The organism is Alteromonas sp. Mac1, assembly GCF_001562125.1.
Classification (GTDB): Bacteria; Pseudomonadota; Gammaproteobacteria; order Enterobacterales; family Alteromonadaceae; genus Alteromonas; species Alteromonas stellipolaris.
In genome coordinates, this window is record NZ_CP013932.1 from 2,522,453 (window position 1) to 2,541,415 (window position 18,963).

Below are 18,963 nucleotides of genomic sequence, written 5' to 3' on the forward strand. Positions count from 1 at the left end.
AGGCGCTGTTACTCTTCAGCGTCTGACGAACTTTGACGAAGGCGGTTAAGCTCCATGCGAGCGTAACGATGCTCAACATAATCGAAGACGTTGGTGCTTAGCGCCAACTTAAAGTAGTTAGAAGCTATACCATTGTTACCGTCTTGGCTATGGTACTTCCCTAAATAAAAGTAGGCTTCACATAACCTGTCGGTTAACGCTTTTTGACTCTTTACACCGTCAAGTAGCGAATTAAGCACTGCGTTTTCATCCACCACGCCTAAAAATAGATCGGTTAGTGTCGTCGCCCAATGTTCGTTATTTAATTCTGGGCGAATAGCCGCTAAATAAGCCTGACCTTCTTCTGGCGACAAATCATAATGGGCAAAATACGCCCACAACGCCCGAAACGGGTCAGAATTATCTTTTTGCAAAAACAAGCCTAAATCTTCGACAGCCAGTTCGGCTCTACCGCCGTAATACAAGGCAATGCCGCGATTTAAAAAAGCGAAATCGTATTCAGGGTTAATTTCTAGCGTAGAATCGAAGGAATCGTAGGCTTGAATAAAGTCGCTTTGCTGAATGTAGTGAATACCCATTGAATTATAGGCTTCTGCAAAATCGGGCTTAAGATTAATGGCCTGACTGTAGTCAAACTGCGCTAGCCCACCTAACCCAACGCTGTCATATAGCATTCCGCGCTGTAGGTGAAGCTCTGCTTTGTCTTCGTCAGACAAGGCACTGCTACCCAAAATTTGATTGTAACGGGCAATAGCCATTTCAGAGCGAGGATTAACTGGCGCAGGCTCTGCTAACAGTAAATTACCCATTTGTGGTTGGCGAGAAACTTCTGGAGTTTGTGCACAACCGCCTAAAATACCAACAGATATGAAAAAAAAGATGAGACTAACGTTTCGACGCATGGTAAAAAAGCATTCTTAAGTAAGAAAAAACATCCCGCGTTACAGATGCGTAAGCGGCTTTATATGCCGCCAACCTTCTCGCATTTAGTGTAAAAAGTAAAGTTATAAGTCGGGAGAATGTAGGTAGTTATGGATAATAAAAAGATAAAAAAACTAATAGAACAAGCACAAGAAGTTCAACAACACTCGCACTCACCTTATTCTAATTTCAAAGTAGGTGCTGCTGTACTTACTGAGTCAGGTGATATTTTTGCAGGCTGCAACGTAGAAAGTGCCGCTTACCCGCTAAGTCAATGTGCTGAAGCCAGCGCCATTGGAAATATGGTTAGTCACGGCCACAAGCGCATTCATTCTATTGTGGTGGCGAGTCAGAACGACGAGTTTTGCTTTCCTTGCGGAGGCTGTCGACAAAAAATTGCAGAGTTTGCACCGGATGACACCCCTGTGGTGATGGTTACCAAATCTGGTGAAACCCACGAAACCACCATTGGTGAATTACTGCCCAATGCTTTTAGGGCGCATGACTTAGGCAAGTAATAGGTAAATAGCTACGTTCAAACATAGTGTCTTACGCGGTTATTTTTAGTCATAACACCGCGTAAGGCTTGCGTTTTTCACCTGTTTTAATGCTACGTTTCCAGCCCTCATCTTTCTATGTTATGCATTGCCTATTTTACACTCAATTAGCGCGCACTCTTAATTCATACGTCTTATCAGCACATTCTCGGCGCCCCAGAACGAGTAATGTTCAAGATCAATCCGTTTTGATTAAACGCTAATGCGACTTGATCGCCAATTTCTATGCCCGTGGCGATACGCTGATGCTCCCTCATACTCGCTACTAGATTATCAGAAAGGGTGATTTGCTTTGACGAGCAGTCGACTAACGTCCATTGATTATCTATGTTCGTAAGTGTTGCTACGCTTGTTCTTACGGTGTTCAATGTGGCTGCCTGTTGTTCGTAAGCTCTGCTGTAAGCCTTATATTTCTTGCTGTAATCGTTAATATTAACATCAGCTATTTCATCACTAAAACCGTGTACTTCAAGTGCAACATCTATAATGTCAATATTTGCTGTATTACTTACCTGGCTTTTAAAGTCGTAAATGCCAACCAACACCACCAACACAAATGCGGCCGCGCCAAATGCAAACCAGTCTTTATGCCAACCCCGTAAGAGTTGCCAAAAGCGTACCCCTTTTGCAGTACGTGAATTTTCATGGTGCTTGGCATTACTTATCACATTACGTTTAATACGGCTTGGCACCTTACGTTGACGCTTACTGTGCTGATATGCCTGACGGAACTGTTCATTTTCGTCGTTCATGATTGTGACTCCAATGCTTTTCTAAGCTTTTCCCTTGCATAACGAAGACGTGTTTTAACTGTCTCATGAGGGACACAACAAATTGTGCTTATCTCATGCACGCTGAACCCTTCTTGCTGCAAGGAGAACGCTTCTTTTTGCTCGAAAGGTAACCGCTTTAATAGTTGGTGAAAGTCTGGGATATCATCTAATACGGCGCTATCTGACACCAAGTTTTCAACTTGATTACAATGGCTATTTTGTTGATGTTGTTTTCTAAGTTCGTCTAACAGGGCGTTGCGTCCAAGGGTAAAAAGCCAGCCCAAGAATTTTCCTTCATGGCGATACAAGTGCTTTTTTTCTATTACCTTTAGCCAAGTTCTTTGGGTTATATCGGCTGCCATATCGGCGTTACTCAACACCAACAGATAGTAATACAGTGCATTGCTATGTTGGTCGTATAAACGAGACAAGACTTTGGGTTCCCCGGTACGCGCATATTGTTCCATTAAGCTTTCATCGCTTAAGGGAGCACTAAACCAATCTTTTACTGATATCAGCAGCCCTGCTCTGGCATAACTCATACGCGTACTCCCTTAATTACCTTTAAGAACAAACAAAACTAATTAAAACGTATTATTACCGTGCGGATTCAAAACGAAAATCTAATACAACAAACATATCATGCTGAGCCACTGGCACACCATTTTCTATTTTTGGTTTATATTTCCATTTAGACAAGGCTCGACGGGCTGCACGGTCAAACACACGCTTTGGCTCGGAACCAATGATATGAATATCTTGTACCGTACCATTAGACGCTACAGTAAAACCTAACTTAACCCACCCTTCTGTACCATTTCGCAACGCCTCTTGGGGAAAGGTTGGATCTACCCGAAATTGCGGAGAAGCTTGCATATCCCTTTTCCCACTTTGAAAATTGGGATTTATATTTACCGTATTGTTTGTAAATTGAGGGGTAAACTTAAACGTTGTATCGGTATCATTGGGCGTAGGATCCGCTTTGGGTATTTCCATAGGCGGCTGTGCTACAGGCTTCTCCATGGGTTTTATAGGCGTACGCACAATCACTTCAGGATCATCCAAGGCTAGTACTACTGGCCCAACAGTCTGATATTCAGTAACTTTGCTGCCAACCTGATTATTCTCAATTAACTTAGCCATTACGACGAACAAACCAAAGGTGATAAGTATACTCATCGCTATGTAAATAAGTGGCTTAACGCTAAAGGGTCGAAATACATTATGTTGTGTAAAAGCGTTCATATTGCTCTCCTGTTTTCTTACATAACGTAACAAGATGACAATAGGGGTGAATTATTTTTGTGTTTAAATTGAAACCGCATGCGCGCAACCACTGGTATGACCATTCAAATTGATAAATTGACTCTTCTTCATCTGCTAATACTATATTCAATCTCGTAAACTGGTGAAACCTAAGATCATTACGCTTATCAATGAGCTCATTATAAAGTTCGTGTTAATAAGCTTTTATCCAAGAGCGCGTATAAAGGGCTCGTGTAAAAAGCCTTTGTAAAGAGATACGAAAACGATAAAGCGGCTTACTGAGGTTTCCCAGATAAATTTTGTTGCGTTGAATGTTCGTTTATAAGCCCTATCGTGCTTTTAAGTACATTTCGCGCACTATTATGGAATACAACTGCCTATGACCACCAAAACTCAAGCGTTATTTACCCCTTTCAAGCACAAAGGGCTATCGGTAGACAACAGAATTGTAATGGCACCGATGACTCGTGAATTCTCTCCTGAAGGTGTACCAACCTCAGATGTTGCTGATTACTATCGCCGCCGCGCTGAAGGGGGTACTGGTTTAATCATTACTGAAGGTACTACGGTAAACGATCCGGTAGCTAATATGAGCCATCGTATTCCGGTTTTTCACGGTGACAAAGCACTTGCCGGTTGGGAAGAAACAGTAAAGGCAGTGCATAGTGTTGGCGGAAAAATTATGCCTCAGCTTTGGCACGTAGGAATGGCTCGTGTTGCTGAAAAAGCGCCGTTCCCTGAACTTCCTAGCGCAGGCCCTTCAGGCTTGTTTAAGCCAGGTAAGCAAGGCGCAGAGCCAATGACTCAGCAACATATTGAATCTGTAATCAACGCTTTCGCAACTGCTGCGGCAGACGCTAAACGTATTGGATTTGATGGTATTGAAATTCATGGCGCACATGGTTATTTGATTGACCAGTTTTTCTGGAGCGGCACTAACGAGCGCACCGATGAATGGGGGGGCAGCATGGCAAACCGTGGTCGCTTTGCGGTAGAAATCATTAAAGCTATCCGCGCAGCTACGTCACCTGACTTTCCCATTGTGCTTCGTTATTCACAATGGAAACAACAAGATTACACAGCACGTCTGGCTGAAACACCGCAATTACTTGAAGAGTTTTTAGCTCCGCTTAGCGATGCAGGTGTAGACATTTTCCATTGTTCGCAGCGCCGCTATTGGGAAAATGAATTTGAAGGCGAAGATTTAAACCTAGCTGGCTGGACTAAAAAACTTACCGGCAAGCCAACCATTACCGTAGGGTCAGTGGGTCTTAACGATGATTTTTTCGGAGCATTTACAGGTAAAGGTTCAAACACCCGCGCTATCGATGATTTGATTGAACGTTTAGAAAAAGGCGAGTTTGATTTGGTGGCTGTAGGTCGAGCCCTACTACAAGATTCAAACTGGGCTAATAAGATTAAAAACAATCAACTTGATGAACTAGAAGAGTTTTCAGGCAAGGCCCTCGCTTCGCTTACATAAGCAGTTACGTGAGTAGTTACATAAGCGCCGACATCAGCGCTGCCGACATCAGCGCTTATGTAACCTTTTGCACAAATACTCGATAGCGAGCGCGCTAATTAACGTCCATGAGATTGCTCAACTGGTGACACAATGGCTAACGCGCGCAATGGCTAATACTTACGGTGGCTAACACCTACATAAGAATAGTACTTTCACCATTGACCGTTCAATTAATCAGTAATCTTCACTATGACACAACCAATGCCGTCTAATAAGTTAGCTAAAAATACACTGCTATTAGCCGCAGCTGCCATTGGATTTGCTCAAACCGTTCTGTTCGCTATCTTAGCGCCGCTGGGTAGAGAAATTGGCCTAATAGAAGTGCAAATTGGTGCCATTATTTCTTGTTCTTCTCTTACGTTATTTTTAATAAGCCCTTTGTGGGGGCGTGCTAGCGATCGTTGGGGTAGACGAAAAGTACTCTTGATTGGATTGTTTGGCTATTCTGCGGGTACTTTAGTCTTCGCTGGCGTATTCCAAGCTGCACTATTAGGCTTTCTAGCCCCTTTAGCCGCGCTTACCTTACTTATCATCACTCGGGTGGGTAATGCCACGGTAATGGCTGCCGTATCGCCGTCAGCAAGCGCTTATATGGCTGACATCACCACAGTAGAAGAGCGTGTAAAAGGTATGGGCGCATTAGGTGCGGCCACCAATATTGGCTCAATTTTGGGTCCTGCCATTGGCGGGCTACTGGCCAGTATAAGTTTACTTACGCCACTTTATTTTTCTGTGGGGGTGACAGTAGCTGTTGCAGTATTAGCCATGTTTTCTTTGCCAGTATTGCCTAGACCTAATCATACTTCATTACCAAAAAAGCTGAAGTACACCGACCCGAGAATATTTCCTTTAATAGTTGCAGGTGTATTGTTGTTTATGGGTTTTGCTATCGTTCAGCAAACCATAGCCTTTCGGTTTCAAGACACCTTCGCGCTAAACAGTACCGACACCGCTAAAATTGTAGGCTTTAGTTTGATGATCTCTGCGGCATCAGCCTTGCTGGTTCAAATGCTGCTTATTCCTCGATTAAAGCTGCGGCCTTTTACGTTACTACGGCTTTCAATGCCCATAATGATGGTAGCGTTCGCTATTTTAGCCTCGGGCGACACTAAATTTCAGTTTATGTCGGCCATGTGCGTATTGGGTTTGGGATTAGGAATAGCGGGCCCAGGCTTTATGGCTGGTGTATCGGTAGCGGTATCATCAGATGAACAAGGTGCGGTAGCTGGCATCGCTGGCGCTTGCCCACCTTTGGGGTTTGCGGTAGGTCCACTTTTAGGCTCGTACCTTTACGCTATAGATGCCTCATTGCCCTACTGGTTCTCGTTCAGCTGTTATTTGTTAGTGTTCTTCTTCACGCTAAAATTTAAAACACGCCATTAAAATTAGGCTTTAGAGTTAAGTGGGCTCGCTACTTTTTACTGGTTACTTTCTTCTTAAGCCATTCAACTAGGGCCTATCAAAGAGACACGTTCACCCAAATTGCTAAATATGCGCTATTTTGTAACTACAATGCCTTCGGCTTCTGTTACCGTTTTTGCATCGGCGCGCTCTATAACTTTAAGCAGCGTAGTTTGAATGGTTTCATCGGTTCTTGCGTCAGTCTTGCTGGCGAATTTTTGTTCTTGTGGAGCTGCGCCTTCTTCAGCGATAAATCCCATCACCACTTCGTTTGCGCATTCTGCCGTTTCCCCATAATACGTTAAGGTAATTTGTGGGTAGCCTTGAAATCCTTTCTTTACCCTTTTGGCAATGCGTTTTGTCGACTTATCTAAATTCATAGTAGCTCTGGTAGGTAATTGTTCTAATGCCTAGAGCATTGCATGTAACCTGAGCAATGTCGCAGGTTATTTACTCATAAGGACGTAATTAACAGTAACTAGTATGAATGTTGGCTGTTAAAAGTGGGTTATTACAAAAAAACGCCGATATAACGACGGCAAGCCCTATTAGTAAACCAACGATCAATTTTCCGATATTTTCACATCGTTTTTTAATACCAGTACAAATAGAAATATAATTGCTACAGGCGGTACAAGTGCGGAAAAGAATGCCAAAACAGAGGTAATAATGGGCGATTGGGTTTTTCGCTTCCCTAAATAATAGCCAACAGCAGCCATCAGTACAGCAAAGACAATAATAACTTGCCCAATCAATGTTGCATTAATATTCATAACAAACATTCCATTTTACCATCTTGGTAAAATCAACCTTAGCGAAAGCGATGGTCGCCATACAATCGTCTTTACGTAAAGTTGCGTATTTTTACACAAGGAGTTGAATCATAAAGAAGCGAGTGAAAGCGACAGCTTAGTTAACTTTAATGCTGCCTTTGTCTATCTGCTGTACCGCCGTGTATGGAATAACAATAGTGTCTGCCACAATAGAAAACGCCGCATCAATAACAAAGAAAGGGACTTTCCCAACCGTCGAACCGATATTTTCCCGTCGGCTTGGTTCACCATTTAACAAACATACATTGTATGAGAATCCACTGTATACACGAGGTATTTCTTCGCAGTAGCTTTTCTTACCTTGATGTTCAATTTGAACATGGTTGTTGTCAGGAGAAATTGTTTTCACAGTGGCACAAGAGCAACACGCTAAAGATAAGATGGCGAGAGACAAAATTTTCATATACGACTAATTCCATTTAATGCTGTTGAATTGGGGGCAACTTCGTGCAGTCGATGTTAATGCGAAATTGATAGCAGAAACTATAACGCAGGGATTAGCTCCAGTAAATCGGTAGCCCCAACATCTAGGCCACGCTGAGAAAGTAACGTAGTAATTTGCCCGCGGTGATGTGTTTGATGGTTAAATAAGTGCAGTATAAGTTGACCGAAGTTTTTCGTATGTGGCACACCCGCAGTATCTAGAAATGACAAGTCAGTGGTAAGCACTTCGCTTGATAAGGCATTAGCGAAGGCCAAAATAGCCTCATCTACTTTCATTCTTTGCTCGCGTAGTAACCCTATATCCTCAAAAAGGGTTTCATCTAGCTTTTTAGGAAGCGACATTGCCATTACGATGTCTAACTCGCTGAACTTATCAGGATGCTTTGCAAATCGTTGAAGCCAGATAATATCGGCAACCAATATGTGGTTAAGCGTTCCTAAGGTAGATCCAAAAAAAGCCCCCACATCTTCATCCAATGCGGCGGGGCTTAATTGCGATGCTGCTGAATATACAGAATCATTCATCCACTGATTGTATTGAGCCATCAATGTGAAGCTATTTTTTAAAGACATAAACGTTCCTAAGACATGTCGCTTCGTTTAGTTAATGCTAGCTTAAGTTCATCTAAGTAACTCTCAAAAGGCTTCCACTGCTGCATGCCAGTTTTGTAAATAGGCTGGCGTACTTGTTCTGAACTGGGGGTTTTAATTACCCTTTTGGTTTCATAGAACGACAAACACGCTGGTTCAAATGGCAGACCACAAAAATCAAGAATGCGCTGTACTTGTCCTTCTAAATCATCAAGCACATCTTCGTGTTGTACGGTTAGAATATGATCCGGCAACACAGAATGCCAGTGGTCCATTAGCTTTTCATATGCACAATAATAACGGCCAATATCATCTAAGGAATAGCTAAACTCCTGCCCTTCCCCGAATAACTGCTTAAAGCCACTAAAACAGCAATCCATGGGGTCGCGCCTAGCATCGATGATTTTTGCGTTTGGTAAAATGCGCTTTATGAGGCCAATATGCACAAAATTATTCGGCATTTTATCGATAAAAAATGGGGCAGACTGGCGATACGCTTGAGTTTGCGCCATGTATTTTTCGCCAAGGGCAATGCATGCTTCATCAGACAAATCAGCAAGATTATAGGGGTACGCTTTCTTCTGATTACTTAAGCTGGATGCAATGCCTAAAATATCATGTAGCTCCATAGTGCCATCCACCATGGAATGGGATGCCAATATTTGCTCTAGCAAGGTTGAACCTGCCCTCGGCAAGCCAACAATAAAAATGGGGTCTGGCGCATCGCAGCCGCTGAACTCACTCATTAATTCTGCGTCGCAGGCCGATGCTTGGGCTTCAAGCGCCACTTCTGTGCGAGCAATATCAAAGCGATGAGTGCGCTTTTTAAGGCCGTTGCCTTTGTTATAATATTCAAACGCTTTGTCGGGCTGTTTCGCATCTTCAAAGCCTTTCCCTAAGGCAAAGCAAAGGTGAATTCTGTCGTCTAGCTTTGTGGTTTCAAGCGCTTCTTGCTGTTGCATTGCCGTCAAAGCGTTATCATCAAAACGATAGGTTTTCGTATTAGCCAAGCTCCAGTACGCGTCACCAAAATCAGGGGCAAACATGGCGGCTTTCTCGTAAGATGCAATTGCCTCTTTCACATCGCCTTTGGCCTTTAATGCATGGCCTAAAGCAACCCACAGAGCGGGGCGATCTTGCTTATCGGCAAGTAAACGATGATAAATACCAATGGCTTCTTCCAACTCACCAACACCCACTAGCGCATGGGCCAAGCTTACTTTTATGGAAAAGCTTTCTGGTTGTTGTGCTAAGCGCGCTCGCGCCACTTTTGCCGCCTGCGGGAATTTGCCCAGTTTTGCAAGTAACCCTTGGTAAGCCGCTTGGGCTTTATCGTTGTCAGGATAAAGCGCAACACAACTTTCTAATAAAAACTCGGCATCATGGTATACCTTTAACTGCACGCCTAATTCTGCCAATAGCATCATGGCTTCAGGGTGATGCTTGTTTTTGGCTAAAAACTGCCGGCATACCTGTTCTGCTTTATGCAACTGGCCTTCGTGCATTAAATCGTGTGCGCCAAGTAATGGTTTGGGTAGACTTTGCAGGAAACTAATATGTTGTTGTGCGAGTGCCAAAGCTTGAGGTTGATTGTCTCGCTTGTATACCGCTTCTAACTGCTGCCATGCGGCAACAAGTGCGGGGTTGAAACGTGTGGCCTGATAAAAGGCGTTGGCTGCCTCGCTGTGCTTATTTTCGCGCGCATAGCAATAACCCAACTCTTGAAAGCCTCTGCCGTAATCTGGGAATATTTCGACAAGATGTAACAGTGTACTTATTGCGCTTTTAATCTCTCCGGCAAGTCGGTACGCCACTGCCATTACATACATGGCTTCGCGGGTAGCGTCTTCGCTGGGTTTAGCATTGAGAAACTGCTTACTTTGCGCAATAACATGCTGATGATTAGACTGCATCAAACTTTGTTTTAGTGCAGTAAGAGTTTGTTGTTCTTGTGAATTCATAAATACAGCATGCCTAAAAACATAAAAAACGGCATCCCCTAAGGCATGCCGTTTTAGGTAGGTGTAACATATTACATGAAGTTCAAATTACACCAAAGTCAGATTACATAACTCGTGTTTAGTAGTAATCGTAAGAAAAGCGCACGCCGATGGTACGTGGGCGATTCGTGACTACCTTAGGTGTAAACTGCTGAGTATCAATATTCAATATCGCGCTTTCATCAAACACGTTATCGACATAAAGCTCGGCTTTCCATACATCGTTAGTCACACCAACGGCTAAGTTAGCTAGCATGTAAGACTCTTGTACGTAACGGCCACCTTCAAATACGTCACCGTTAGAGTCGGTATACGTTACGCCTTCGTAAACGTCTGCATGCTTCTCAATTTTAAGGCCAGAACCTGTGCCGTAAATAAGTTGCGTTGCATCTTCCATTACGTAAGCGTCCATTACCATGCCAGCATAACGATCGCCGGTGTAGCTTACAGAGCCATTCACGTAACCACGCTTGTCGCCTTCTAGTTCGAAGAAGTAACGTGCGTTAATGTTACCAGAGAAGCCCGCAGAGTAAGGAAGTTCAGAGCCTACACCTGCTGCAATGCCTTCTAATTCAGAGTTAACGCTAGTTAATTCAGTATTTAATAAACTGAAAGCAGCGTTAATCACTAAGTCGTCTGTAGCTAACCACGTAATGTCGGCATCTAAACCTTGAATCTCTGCATCACCAACGTTGTCGGTAAATACTAAGAAAGAGATGTTAGTTGGGTCGAAACGTGACGTTTGTAGGTCAGAAATTTCAGAGTAATACGCCGTAGCGTTTACACGTAAAATACCATCTAAGAAGTCACCCTTAACACCTAGTTCGTAGTTATCAAGGGTATCTGTGGTTGAGTACACAGGAATACGGAAGTTTTCAAATGCGCCACTTTGGTTTTTCGCCAAACCACCACCAACACGGTTAGTTACCGGAGGACGGAAGCCTTCAGAGTAGTTAGCAAACAATAATAGATCGTCGTTTACTTTCCAATCTAGTGAAAATTTGAAGATGGTATCGTCAACGGTAAGTACACCATCGCTACCCAACAAATCAGTTTCTAGCTGGCCACTAGCAATGGCAGCATTTACTGCATCTGGGTCTAGGCCAACGGCAGCGAGCTCATCTGGGTCAAGTGAACCAAACGCTTGAACACGGCGTGTTACGTCAACAGTAGAAGTTGAACCTGTGTACTTATCATCAATTTGATACCAACGAGCGCCTACACTAGCGGTTAGTGAATCGGTAATGTCGTATTCAAACTGACCAAATACCGCAATTTGCTCAACGGTATGGGTAATGTCGTTAATAAAGCTTATTTCTGATGGGAATGGACCACCGTCGCTATTAATACCGTCGGTACCTACTAACGTTCTTTGTAGGTTGTTAAAGCCGTATTGGGTTAGCTCGCCGTCAGTATTAGCAATTTTAAACTGCCCTACTGTTGCCACTTCTTGGTCATCATAGAACAAACCCGCAGTTACGCGCCAAGGCGTATCCATGGTCGTCACAAAACGAAGCTCGTGAGTAGAACGAGTTGTAGTTGTGTCTTCTCTAAAGTACTTGGTAGGATCTAGGCAGCGCTGATCTTCAGCTTCAACACCAGCCTCATAATGGTTACACACGTAATACGCTGCGAAAGCACCGCCATTCGTGTAGCCCGTGTAATCGGCTAAGGTATCGATTTCACGATCTAAATAACCACCTGTATACACAAGGTCTAGTTTTTCCAAACGACCTTCTAATGTCCAGGTTGTTAAGCCAAACTCATCTTTGTTTTCTTCTTGAGCAAAACGAAGCGCAGAACTTTCGCCCTCAAGCGTAGGGTCGTAAGCAAATACACCTTCAGTATCTAGTGATTGTTGAGTATGTTGAACCAACAAATCCCAGTCATCATTAAATTCATAAAGTAAACCGAAACGTGCACCCGTGTAGATTGCATCATTAAAGTCTTCTTCAACAAGTGCATCATTTTGTGGAGATACAACAGATGCTTCTTCGTTCGAGTTAACGCCTGGGCTAGTTACGCGGTTTGCATCCATAGCAACAGGATCAGCAAGTGGGCCGCCAGAGATACGGTCGATAACTACCGCACTTCCAATGTAACCGCCTTCACCTGGAACGTTCATCACGTTATCAATCCAGCCGCCTTGCTTATCGTTGTAAGCGGCAACACGGAAACCTAGCTTGTCGGTAAGTGGCAAATTAAAGTAAGCCGTTACCGAGTTACTCATTTCACCACCTTTGGTGAAACCAATGTTGGTATCAAAACCAGCACCAAAACTGTTTAGGTCGGGTTTATTCGTGATCAAACGAATTGTACCTGCCTGAGAGCTTGCACCGAACAAAGTACCTTGTGGCCCAGGTAATACTTCAACGCGGGCAACGTCAGTAGCGTACACGTCTAGGTTACGACCAGCCATTGATACAGGCTGTTCATCTACATAGAAAGCAACAGATGGTTGTAATGCTTGAACTGAAGACAACATGATGTTTGATTGGGTAGTTGCCGCACCACGAATATAAATTTCGTTTTGGCCCGGGCCAGTACCCTGAAACACTACGTTTGGAAGAAATTCAACGTAGTCTTGAAAATTATCAATACCTAAATTTTCGAGTGCTTTACCATTAAGTGCAGTAACGGCGACAGGTACATCTTGGATAGATTCGGCGCGTTTAGTGGCTGTAACTTCTATAGTTTCAAGTTTCGCTGGCGCTTCAGATTCTTGAGCGAGCAACGGTGTAGATGCCAATGCAGCAACAATTGCACAGCTAAGCTGAGTTTTACGCATAATGTGTGTTTTCCCTATTAGGTGATTTTTTATTCTTTGAACTGTGTTTACTTAAAACACTTATCAAAAATATCATTTCTATTAACCCATAAACTAAGATTAATTTCTACTCTAACTATTATTTAATACCTAGAACTTTCGTTTAACGCCGTCATATCGCAATTTTAAAAATCAGCCGCTCCTATTAAGGAATCAGCTCTAATAATTACAATCAAAGTTTATAAAAGTTGTTCCATGCGGTATATTTCAACGTAACAACTCTAATTCGACAGAAAAGAGAAAGGACGAGTATTAGCGTGAGCGAAACTGAGAGCACATCACCCTTAAACAAACCCGTGTTTTACACATCTTCTATAATTATAGCCTGCCTGCTCATTTTTGCAGCAGCCTTGCCTGAAACTGCGGATTCACTTTTCAAGACTATTCAAGACGTCATTGTGACAAATGGCAGTTGGTTCTATGTACTTACGGTAGCAATTGTACTGTTATTTGTGGTTTATCTGGGCATGTCTCGCTATGGCGAGATTAAGCTAGGCCCCGACCACGCCGTACCAGAATTTAAGTTCACTACTTGGTTATCTATGCTGTTTGCTGCCGGAATGGGTATTGGGCTTATGTTTTTTGGCGTAGCCGAGCCCCTAATGCACTTTTTAGCACCACCGACTGCACAGGCTGAAAGCATTGATGCTGTGCGCGAAGCAATGAAAACCACCTTTTTCCATTGGGGTGTTCATGCTTGGGCAATTTATGCTGTGGTGGCTTTAATATTGGCCTATTTTGCGTATCGCCAGAACCTACCCTTAACGCTGCGCTCTGCGCTTTATCCGCTAATTGGCGACAGAATTTACGGCTGGCCTGGTCATGTTGTCGATATTTTTGCGGTTACTTCTACCGTATTTGGTGTTTCAACATCGCTAGGCTTAGGTGCATCACAGGTTAACGCCGGCTTCAATTACTTATTCGGCTTGCCTTCAAATACCACCGTACAAATTATGATTATGGCGGGGGTTATTGGTTTAGCCGTCATCTCTGTGGCAACTGGGTTAGATAAAGGCATTCGTATTTTGTCTGAAACCAACATGGTTTTAGCCATATTACTGCTTCTTATTGTTCTAATATTAGGGCCAACAGTATTCTTGCTTCAAGCCTACATGCAAAACACGGGGGCTTACCTATCTGATTTAGTTAGAAATACCTTCAACTTATTCGCCTATGACAAAACCGATTGGATTGGTGGCTGGACCATCTTTTATTGGGGCTGGTGGTTAGCATGGGCACCATTCGTAGGTTTGTTCATTGCACGTATCTCATACGGCCGCACCATTCGTGAATTCATCATGGGCGTATTACTTATCCCTTCTGCCTTCACGCTTTTCTGGATGACCGTTTTTGGTAATGGCGCCATCGACCAAGTGTTAGTGCATGGTAAGGATATTTTAGCCACCATGGTTAACGAGGATAGTGCGGTCGCCTTATTCGTGTTCTTAGAGCAGTTCCCATTCTCGTCGATATTAAGCTTTATTGCCGTCATAATGGTGATAGTGTTCTTTGTAACATCGTGCGATTCTGGCGCAATGGTAGTAGACATGCTTTGTTCACATGGTAGAAACGACACGCCATTGTGGCAGCGAATTTACTGGGCCGTTGGTGTTGGTGTGGTAAGTGCCGTTCTACTTTATGCTGGTGGTTTGGGGGCACTTCAAACCATGACAATTGCCTCGGCGCTGCCCTTCGCAATCGTGTTGCTTATAGCGATTGCAGGACTATTGAAAGCACTACGAGTAGAAGCGTATAAACGTGAAAGCTTACAAGTGCTAGCCGGTACGCCGCAGCATAACGATGGCGATAAGAACTGGAAAGACCGATTAGAAAACATTGTGACTTTCCCAGATGAAAACGCCGTTAGACGCTATATGCAAAAAATTGTTAAGCCTGCCATGTCTGAAGTAGGTAAAGAGTTTGAAACTCAGCAATTTGAAATTTTGATTGATGAAACCGATGAATCGCTAATGCTAACGGTAACCATGGGTAGCGACCCTGATTTTGTATACGCAGTATACCCATCTGCCACTCATCAGCCAGAATTTGGTCCAAGTGAGCTACAAGAGGTAGACGAAGGCGAAAAGCCAACGTACTATCGCGCAGAAGTTCATTTAAGTGAAGGTGGTCAGAACTACGATATTATGGGATGGTCGAAAATCTCAGTGATTAATGACGTAATTGATCAGTTTCAGAAGCATCAACACTTTATCCATTTGCTTAAGTAGCTTGGGTTAGGGTTGCAGATTTATTAGGAATAAAATGCGAAAAGAAGAAGAATTGTTGGTTGCACTACGGCGCGTGATCCGCGCTGTAGATTTGCGCAGCAAGCAATTGAGCAAGCATGTTGGGCTAACAGGCCCACAACTGTTAGTAATGCAAAACATTCAGGAGAAGCCTGGAATTATGGTGCGAGAAATCGCTGAAAACATAAATCTAAGCCCTGCCACCATTACTAATATTCTTGATCGCCTTGAGGGCAGAGATTTAGCAACCCGCATTCGAAGTACGCAAGATAAGCGTAAAGTAGGTGTTTTCCTTACTGAGAAAGGAAAAGTGGCAGTTGTTAATGCTCCTCGCCCACTGCAAGAACACTTCGTGGAACGCTTCTCGCAGTTAAAAGAATGGGAGCAAAGCCAGATGGTGGCTACCGTTCAGCGAATTGCAAGTATGATGGATGCAGAAGATATTGACGCATCACCGTTCCTTGAACTTGGCAGTATTTCGGAAAAACCTAACTAAATGTAGTGAAGACTGTTTGGGTTAATTGGCTCACGCAGAACTTACGATAAAACGAAACAAAACAGCCAGCTTATGCTGGCTGTTTTTTTGCATTCATAAAAATTTGTAGCAAGAGCGCGAAAAGTCTATTTTTTGGGCTTTAATCTAGTGTTAAATTAGAGCTTTAGTCAGATTGCTTATCTGTTTGTTTATCAGCAGCTTTCAAAGGGTTTACCCGGCCACCAGTAACTTTATCGGCGCGGCCCTCTTCTTTGGCTTTCTCGGCACGGCGCTTTCTTATTTCTTTCGGGTCGGCAATAAGCGGGCGGTATATCTCAATTCGGTCGCCATCTTTTACCGTATCGCGTAACTTAACTACCCTGCTCCATATGCCCACCTTGGTGCTAGATAAATCGATATCTGGGTATTCGTTGAGCAGATTCGATGCTTGAATTACTTCTTCTACGGTTGCGCCTTCTTTTATCGCAACATCAACCAAAGATTGCTTAGTAGGAAGTGCATAAGCCACTTCGATTTGCATTAAGCCTTCACTCACGCGTAAACACTCCTAGCACGTTCAGTAAACGCAACAACCATATTGGCCGCCAAATTGTTGAAGATTTTGCCAAATGCCATTTCTACTAATTTATTGGTAAATTCAAACTCAAGGTTTAGCTCAATTTTACAAGCTTCGTCTGATAACGCAGAAAATGTCCATCCGCCGGTTAAATAGCGAAAAGGCCCATCGACAAGCTGCATATCAATACGCTTTCCAGGTTCAAGTTCGTTATGGGTAGTGAACCATTGTTTAATGCCTGCCTTTGCTACTAGCAATGAGGCTTTCATATTTTCGCCAGATGCTTCTAGAACCTTGCTGTCTCGACAACCTGGTAGAAACTGCGGATAGGCCGCAACATCGTTCACCAAGTCGAACATAGCCTGGGCGCTGTGTGCTACCAATGCACTGCGTTGTATACTCGCCATGTACTTCACTATATAAATATCGAAAGGCGCATTATATCATAGAAAAAATACCACAGAAAAAACCCTTCACTCATCTTCGCTTTTTCCGTTTCGCCCCCACATCGCTCTGTAGATTACAATACCCTCGCGTTATTGGGTGAGCGCTAGAGTGAATGCTAGAGTGAACACTAAATATTAGTAAATGAACTAATAAATATTGTGATGGGTATACAGACATTCATACAGCAATCAGTATAATAGCGAGCATGAAAAAGAATAAAGCCAACAAAAACACCACAGGTACTATCGCGCTAAACAAAAAAGCGCGTCACGACTATTTCCTAGAGGACAAATTTGAAGCCGGTATTCAGCTTCAAGGCTGGGAAATTAAAAGTATTCGCTCAGGTAAAGTTAACATTTCCGATTGCTATGTGATTATTCAAAATGCCGAAGCCTATTTGGTAGGTTGTCGCATAAGCCCGTTAAACCAAGCATCTACTCACGTTGTGTGTGAACCCGAGCGTGCGCGTAAATTGTTATTGAAAAAGCGCGAACTAGACCGACTTATGGGCGCAAGAGACCGACAAGGTTACTCTATCGTGGCCACTGCCATGTATTGGAAAAAATGCTGGGTTAAGTTAGAAATCAATCTTGCCAAAGGTAAGCACGAACGAGACAAACGAGACTCATTAAAAGATCAAGACTGGCAACGTCAGAAAGAAAGAATGATGAAACACAGCGTTTAACGCTGTGTTTTACTTTTAGCTGCACGTTATTTGTTCAGCTGGTCTGCCCTAACATGACTGGTGCTAACGGTTTTATCACTGTTACTTGACTGATTAGCAAGCTGTACACTACCGTTTTTAGCATTAACGTCACGCTTGGTCATCGACTTGCGATGCATCATATCAAGTACCAAACTCCACAATGGCGAAGGCGAACGTAAGGTAGTTAAGTTATTACCTAAGCGCCTAAGCTGACGACGAACCATGGCCATATTTGCTAAGCTGGCTAACGATTTATCTTTCCACGTACAATGCGGAATAACACCCGAATAACGCCATTCCTGCTGCCACTTCTTCGCTAAATCGGGCGTAATGGCCAAAGCACTAGCTAACCCCACTAATGAACAACCTTGTTGAATGACTTTTTCGGCAACTTCAGCCCGCTTAATACCCCCCGTTGTCATTAAAGGAATATCGGTTTTAGTTTCAAGGCTGTGGGCAAACTCTAAGAAGTAAGCTTCACGTGCAAGGGTAGTATCGTCTCGGGTTTGCCCTTGCATAGCAGGCGCTTCGTAACTACCACCTGACAATTCCACCACATCAACACCTAACGCTTCTAAACGGCGTACTACTTCACAGGCATCATCAAAACTAAACCCGTTGCGCTGAAAATCAGCAGAATTAAGTTTAACCATAACAATAAAGCCACTTGGGCATACCGCACGAATTTGACTAACAATATTAATTAGCAAACGGGCACGGTTAATAATGGAACCGCCCCACTCGTCTTGCCGCTGATTAGTAAGCGGCGATAAAAACTGTGTAAGTAGATACCCGTGCGCCGCATGAATTTCCACGCCATCAAACCCAGCTTTTTGAGCTTGCACTGCGGTTTCAACAAAGCGTTTGCACACATCATGAATATCTTGGCAGGTCATTTCTTTTGGCACGGCGAACAATTTTGAGTGCTTACCCATATCAAGCGGCACCGCCGAAGGTGCAATTGCTTTGCCTTGCATAGCTTTAAATACCTGACGACCAGGGTGATTAATTTGCATCACCGCCAGCGCGCCATTTGATTTGATAATTTTAGCCCAGCGCTCGAAAGGTTCTAAGGGGGAGTTTTTATCTAACACAACGCCACCCGGGCCCGTCATCGATTCACGATCGACCATAACGTTACCCGTAATGATCATGCCCAAATTACCATGCGCCCAATATCGATAAAGGGTGTACAGTGCACTGCCAGGTAGACTGCCAGCGCTCGACATGTTCTCTTCCATCGCTGCTTTTACAAGGCGATTACGTACCACTACCCCGCAAGGTAAGGTATAAGGCGTATAAATTATTGAGTCAGATGACATTAGCACTTCAAATGTAATTTTAAGCCGGTACACTTTAATGCTTATTGACGAT

19 protein-coding genes are annotated in these 18,963 nt (G+C 43.5%); 6 read left to right on the forward strand and 13 right to left on the reverse strand.

The genetic code is table 11. From position 1 onward, the window contains the following. Window positions 1-8 precede the first annotated feature (8 nt). Window positions 9-902: a lipoprotein NlpI gene (nlpI, locus tag AV939_RS10760; protein ID WP_057791584.1), complete on the reverse strand. Its 894-nt coding sequence runs from the start codon at window positions 900-902 to the stop codon at window positions 9-11. Window positions 903-1,031: 129 nt separating this feature from the next. Here nlpI and cdd point away from each other — a divergent pair, with 129 nt between their 5' ends. Then, the gene (gene cdd, locus AV939_RS10765) at window positions 1,032-1,439 is read left to right on the forward strand and encodes a cytidine deaminase (RefSeq protein WP_057791582.1); all 408 of its coding nucleotides are present in this window, start codon (window positions 1,032-1,034) and stop codon (window positions 1,437-1,439) included. A 176-nt stretch (window positions 1,440-1,615) separates the two neighbouring features. Here the strand turns inward: cdd and AV939_RS10770 are convergent, their stop codons facing one another. Genes AV939_RS10770 through AV939_RS10780 form a run of 3 tightly spaced genes read right to left on the reverse strand, consistent with a single transcriptional unit; the run spans window position 1,616 to window position 3,496 of the window. Next, window positions 1,616-2,230 carry a hypothetical protein gene (locus AV939_RS10770; RefSeq protein ID WP_057791580.1) on the reverse strand — a complete coding sequence of 205 codons (615 nt, stop codon included), beginning with the start codon at window positions 2,228-2,230 and terminating at the stop codon, window positions 1,616-1,618. Then, a complete protein-coding gene (locus tag AV939_RS10775) occupies window positions 2,227-2,793 on the reverse strand; it encodes a sigma-70 family RNA polymerase sigma factor (RefSeq protein ID WP_057791578.1) in 567 nt (188 codons plus the stop codon). The genes AV939_RS10770 and AV939_RS10775 overlap by 4 nt, the downstream gene beginning before the upstream one ends. A gap of 55 nt (window positions 2,794-2,848) precedes the next feature. Beyond that, window positions 2,849-3,496 carry an energy transducer TonB gene (locus AV939_RS10780; RefSeq protein ID WP_057791576.1) on the reverse strand — a complete coding sequence of 216 codons (648 nt, stop codon included), beginning with the start codon at window positions 3,494-3,496 and terminating at the stop codon, window positions 2,849-2,851. Window positions 3,497-3,896: 400 nt separating this feature from the next. Here AV939_RS10780 and AV939_RS10785 point away from each other — a divergent pair, with 400 nt between their 5' ends. Together AV939_RS10785 and AV939_RS10790 are read left to right on the forward strand one after the other, a co-directional pair. Next, entirely contained in the window at window positions 3,897-5,000 is a 1,104-nt protein-coding gene (locus AV939_RS10785) for an NADH:flavin oxidoreductase (RefSeq protein ID WP_057791574.1), read from the forward strand. A 231-nt stretch (window positions 5,001-5,231) separates the two neighbouring features. Next, complete coding sequence (locus tag AV939_RS10790; protein WP_057791571.1) at window positions 5,232-6,425, forward strand: MFS transporter; 1,194 nt, start codon at window positions 5,232-5,234, stop codon at window positions 6,423-6,425. A gap of 113 nt (window positions 6,426-6,538) precedes the next feature. Here AV939_RS10790 and AV939_RS10795 read toward each other — a convergent pair whose 3' ends face one another. The 6 genes from AV939_RS10795 to AV939_RS10820 all read right to left on the reverse strand — a co-directional run bounded on the left by AV939_RS10795 (window position 6,539) and on the right by AV939_RS10820 (window position 13,099). Beyond that, window positions 6,539-6,823, reverse strand: coding sequence for a hypothetical protein (locus tag AV939_RS10795; protein ID WP_057791570.1), 285 nt, complete (start codon window positions 6,821-6,823; stop codon window positions 6,539-6,541). Between the two features lie 183 nt (window positions 6,824-7,006). Next, window positions 7,007-7,216 carry a hypothetical protein gene (locus tag AV939_RS10800; protein WP_057796111.1) on the reverse strand — a complete coding sequence of 70 codons (210 nt, stop codon included), beginning with the start codon at window positions 7,214-7,216 and terminating at the stop codon, window positions 7,007-7,009. A gap of 136 nt (window positions 7,217-7,352) precedes the next feature. Then, entirely contained in the window at window positions 7,353-7,679 is a 327-nt protein-coding gene (locus AV939_RS10805) for a YceK/YidQ family lipoprotein (protein ID WP_057791568.1), read from the reverse strand. 80 nt (window positions 7,680-7,759) lie between these two features. Beyond that, window positions 7,760-8,293, reverse strand: coding sequence for a DinB family protein (locus AV939_RS10810; protein WP_061997627.1), 534 nt, complete (start codon window positions 8,291-8,293; stop codon window positions 7,760-7,762). 8 nt (window positions 8,294-8,301) lie between these two features. Next, window positions 8,302-10,272, reverse strand: a complete 1,971-nt coding sequence (locus tag AV939_RS10815) for a tetratricopeptide repeat-containing sulfotransferase family protein (protein WP_061997628.1) — start codon at window positions 10,270-10,272, stop codon at window positions 8,302-8,304. Between the two features lie 118 nt (window positions 10,273-10,390). Further along, window positions 10,391-13,099 carry a TonB-dependent receptor gene (locus AV939_RS10820; RefSeq protein WP_061997629.1) on the reverse strand — a complete coding sequence of 903 codons (2,709 nt, stop codon included), beginning with the start codon at window positions 13,097-13,099 and terminating at the stop codon, window positions 10,391-10,393. A 296-nt stretch (window positions 13,100-13,395) separates the two neighbouring features. Between AV939_RS10820 and AV939_RS10825 the strand changes: the two genes are divergently transcribed. Both AV939_RS10825 and AV939_RS10830 read left to right on the forward strand, forming a co-directional pair. Next, window positions 13,396-15,366, forward strand: a complete 1,971-nt coding sequence (locus tag AV939_RS10825; RefSeq protein ID WP_061997630.1) for a BCCT family transporter — start codon at window positions 13,396-13,398, stop codon at window positions 15,364-15,366. A gap of 34 nt (window positions 15,367-15,400) precedes the next feature. After that, the gene (locus AV939_RS10830; protein ID WP_057791558.1) at window positions 15,401-15,880 is read left to right on the forward strand and encodes a MarR family winged helix-turn-helix transcriptional regulator; all 480 of its coding nucleotides are present in this window, start codon (window positions 15,401-15,403) and stop codon (window positions 15,878-15,880) included. 163 nt (window positions 15,881-16,043) lie between these two features. Here AV939_RS10830 and AV939_RS10835 read toward each other — a convergent pair whose 3' ends face one another. After that, window positions 16,044-16,415 (reverse strand): RnfH family protein, encoded by a 372-nt coding sequence (locus tag AV939_RS10835; RefSeq protein ID WP_082746048.1) that lies wholly within the window; start codon window positions 16,413-16,415, stop codon window positions 16,044-16,046. Further along, on the reverse strand, window positions 16,412-16,843 hold the full coding sequence (locus AV939_RS10840; protein ID WP_013783879.1) for a type II toxin-antitoxin system RatA family toxin: 432 nt from the start codon (window positions 16,841-16,843) through the stop codon (window positions 16,412-16,414). Before AV939_RS10840 ends, AV939_RS10835 begins: the two co-directional genes overlap by 4 nt. A 245-nt stretch (window positions 16,844-17,088) precedes the next feature. Between AV939_RS10840 and smpB the strand changes: the two genes are divergently transcribed. Next, window positions 17,089-17,568: an SsrA-binding protein SmpB gene (smpB, locus tag AV939_RS10845; RefSeq protein ID WP_057791556.1), complete on the forward strand. Its 480-nt coding sequence runs from the start codon at window positions 17,089-17,091 to the stop codon at window positions 17,566-17,568. Window positions 17,569-17,594: 26 nt separating this feature from the next. Here smpB and AV939_RS10850 read toward each other — a convergent pair whose 3' ends face one another. Then, complete coding sequence (locus AV939_RS10850; RefSeq protein ID WP_231751113.1) at window positions 17,595-18,911, reverse strand: NADH:flavin oxidoreductase/NADH oxidase family protein; 1,317 nt, start codon at window positions 18,909-18,911, stop codon at window positions 17,595-17,597. Window positions 18,912-18,963 lie beyond the last annotated feature (52 nt).

What these genes read in the sequence shown, in the direction of transcription:
- nlpI (WP_057791584.1), bottom strand. Translation starts at nt 902, where the DNA reads ATGCGTCGAAACGTTAGTCTCATCTTTTTTTTCATATCTGTTGGTATT.
- AV939_RS10815 (WP_061997628.1), bottom strand. Translation starts at nt 10,272, where the DNA reads ATGAATTCACAAGAACAACAAACTCTTACTGCACTAAAACAAAGTTTG.
- AV939_RS10820 (WP_061997629.1), bottom strand. Translation starts at nt 13,099, where the DNA reads ATGCGTAAAACTCAGCTTAGCTGTGCAATTGTTGCTGCATTGGCATCT.
- AV939_RS10775 (WP_057791578.1), bottom strand. Translation starts at nt 2,793, where the DNA reads ATGAGTTATGCCAGAGCAGGGCTGCTGATATCAGTAAAAGATTGGTTT.
- AV939_RS10810 (WP_061997627.1), bottom strand. Translation starts at nt 8,293, where the DNA reads ATGTCTTTAAAAAATAGCTTCACATTGATGGCTCAATACAATCAGTGG.
- AV939_RS10795 (WP_057791570.1), bottom strand. Translation starts at nt 6,823, where the DNA reads ATGAATTTAGATAAGTCGACAAAACGCATTGCCAAAAGGGTAAAGAAA.
- AV939_RS10850 (WP_231751113.1), bottom strand. Translation starts at nt 18,911, where the DNA reads ATGTCATCTGACTCAATAATTTATACGCCTTATACCTTACCTTGCGGG.
- AV939_RS10840 (WP_013783879.1), bottom strand. Translation starts at nt 16,843, where the DNA reads ATGGCGAGTATACAACGCAGTGCATTGGTAGCACACAGCGCCCAGGCT.
- AV939_RS10790 (WP_057791571.1), top strand. Translation starts at nt 5,232, where the DNA reads ATGACACAACCAATGCCGTCTAATAAGTTAGCTAAAAATACACTGCTA.
- AV939_RS10830 (WP_057791558.1), top strand. Translation starts at nt 15,401, where the DNA reads ATGCGAAAAGAAGAAGAATTGTTGGTTGCACTACGGCGCGTGATCCGC.
- AV939_RS10780 (WP_057791576.1), bottom strand. Translation starts at nt 3,496, where the DNA reads ATGAACGCTTTTACACAACATAATGTATTTCGACCCTTTAGCGTTAAG.
- cdd (WP_057791582.1), top strand. Translation starts at nt 1,032, where the DNA reads ATGGATAATAAAAAGATAAAAAAACTAATAGAACAAGCACAAGAAGTT.
- AV939_RS10770 (WP_057791580.1), bottom strand. Translation starts at nt 2,230, where the DNA reads ATGAACGACGAAAATGAACAGTTCCGTCAGGCATATCAGCACAGTAAG.
- AV939_RS10805 (WP_057791568.1), bottom strand. Translation starts at nt 7,679, where the DNA reads ATGAAAATTTTGTCTCTCGCCATCTTATCTTTAGCGTGTTGCTCTTGT.
- AV939_RS10785 (WP_057791574.1), top strand. Translation starts at nt 3,897, where the DNA reads ATGACCACCAAAACTCAAGCGTTATTTACCCCTTTCAAGCACAAAGGG.
- AV939_RS10800 (WP_057796111.1), bottom strand. Translation starts at nt 7,216, where the DNA reads ATGAATATTAATGCAACATTGATTGGGCAAGTTATTATTGTCTTTGCT.
- smpB (WP_057791556.1), top strand. Translation starts at nt 17,089, where the DNA reads ATGAAAAAGAATAAAGCCAACAAAAACACCACAGGTACTATCGCGCTA.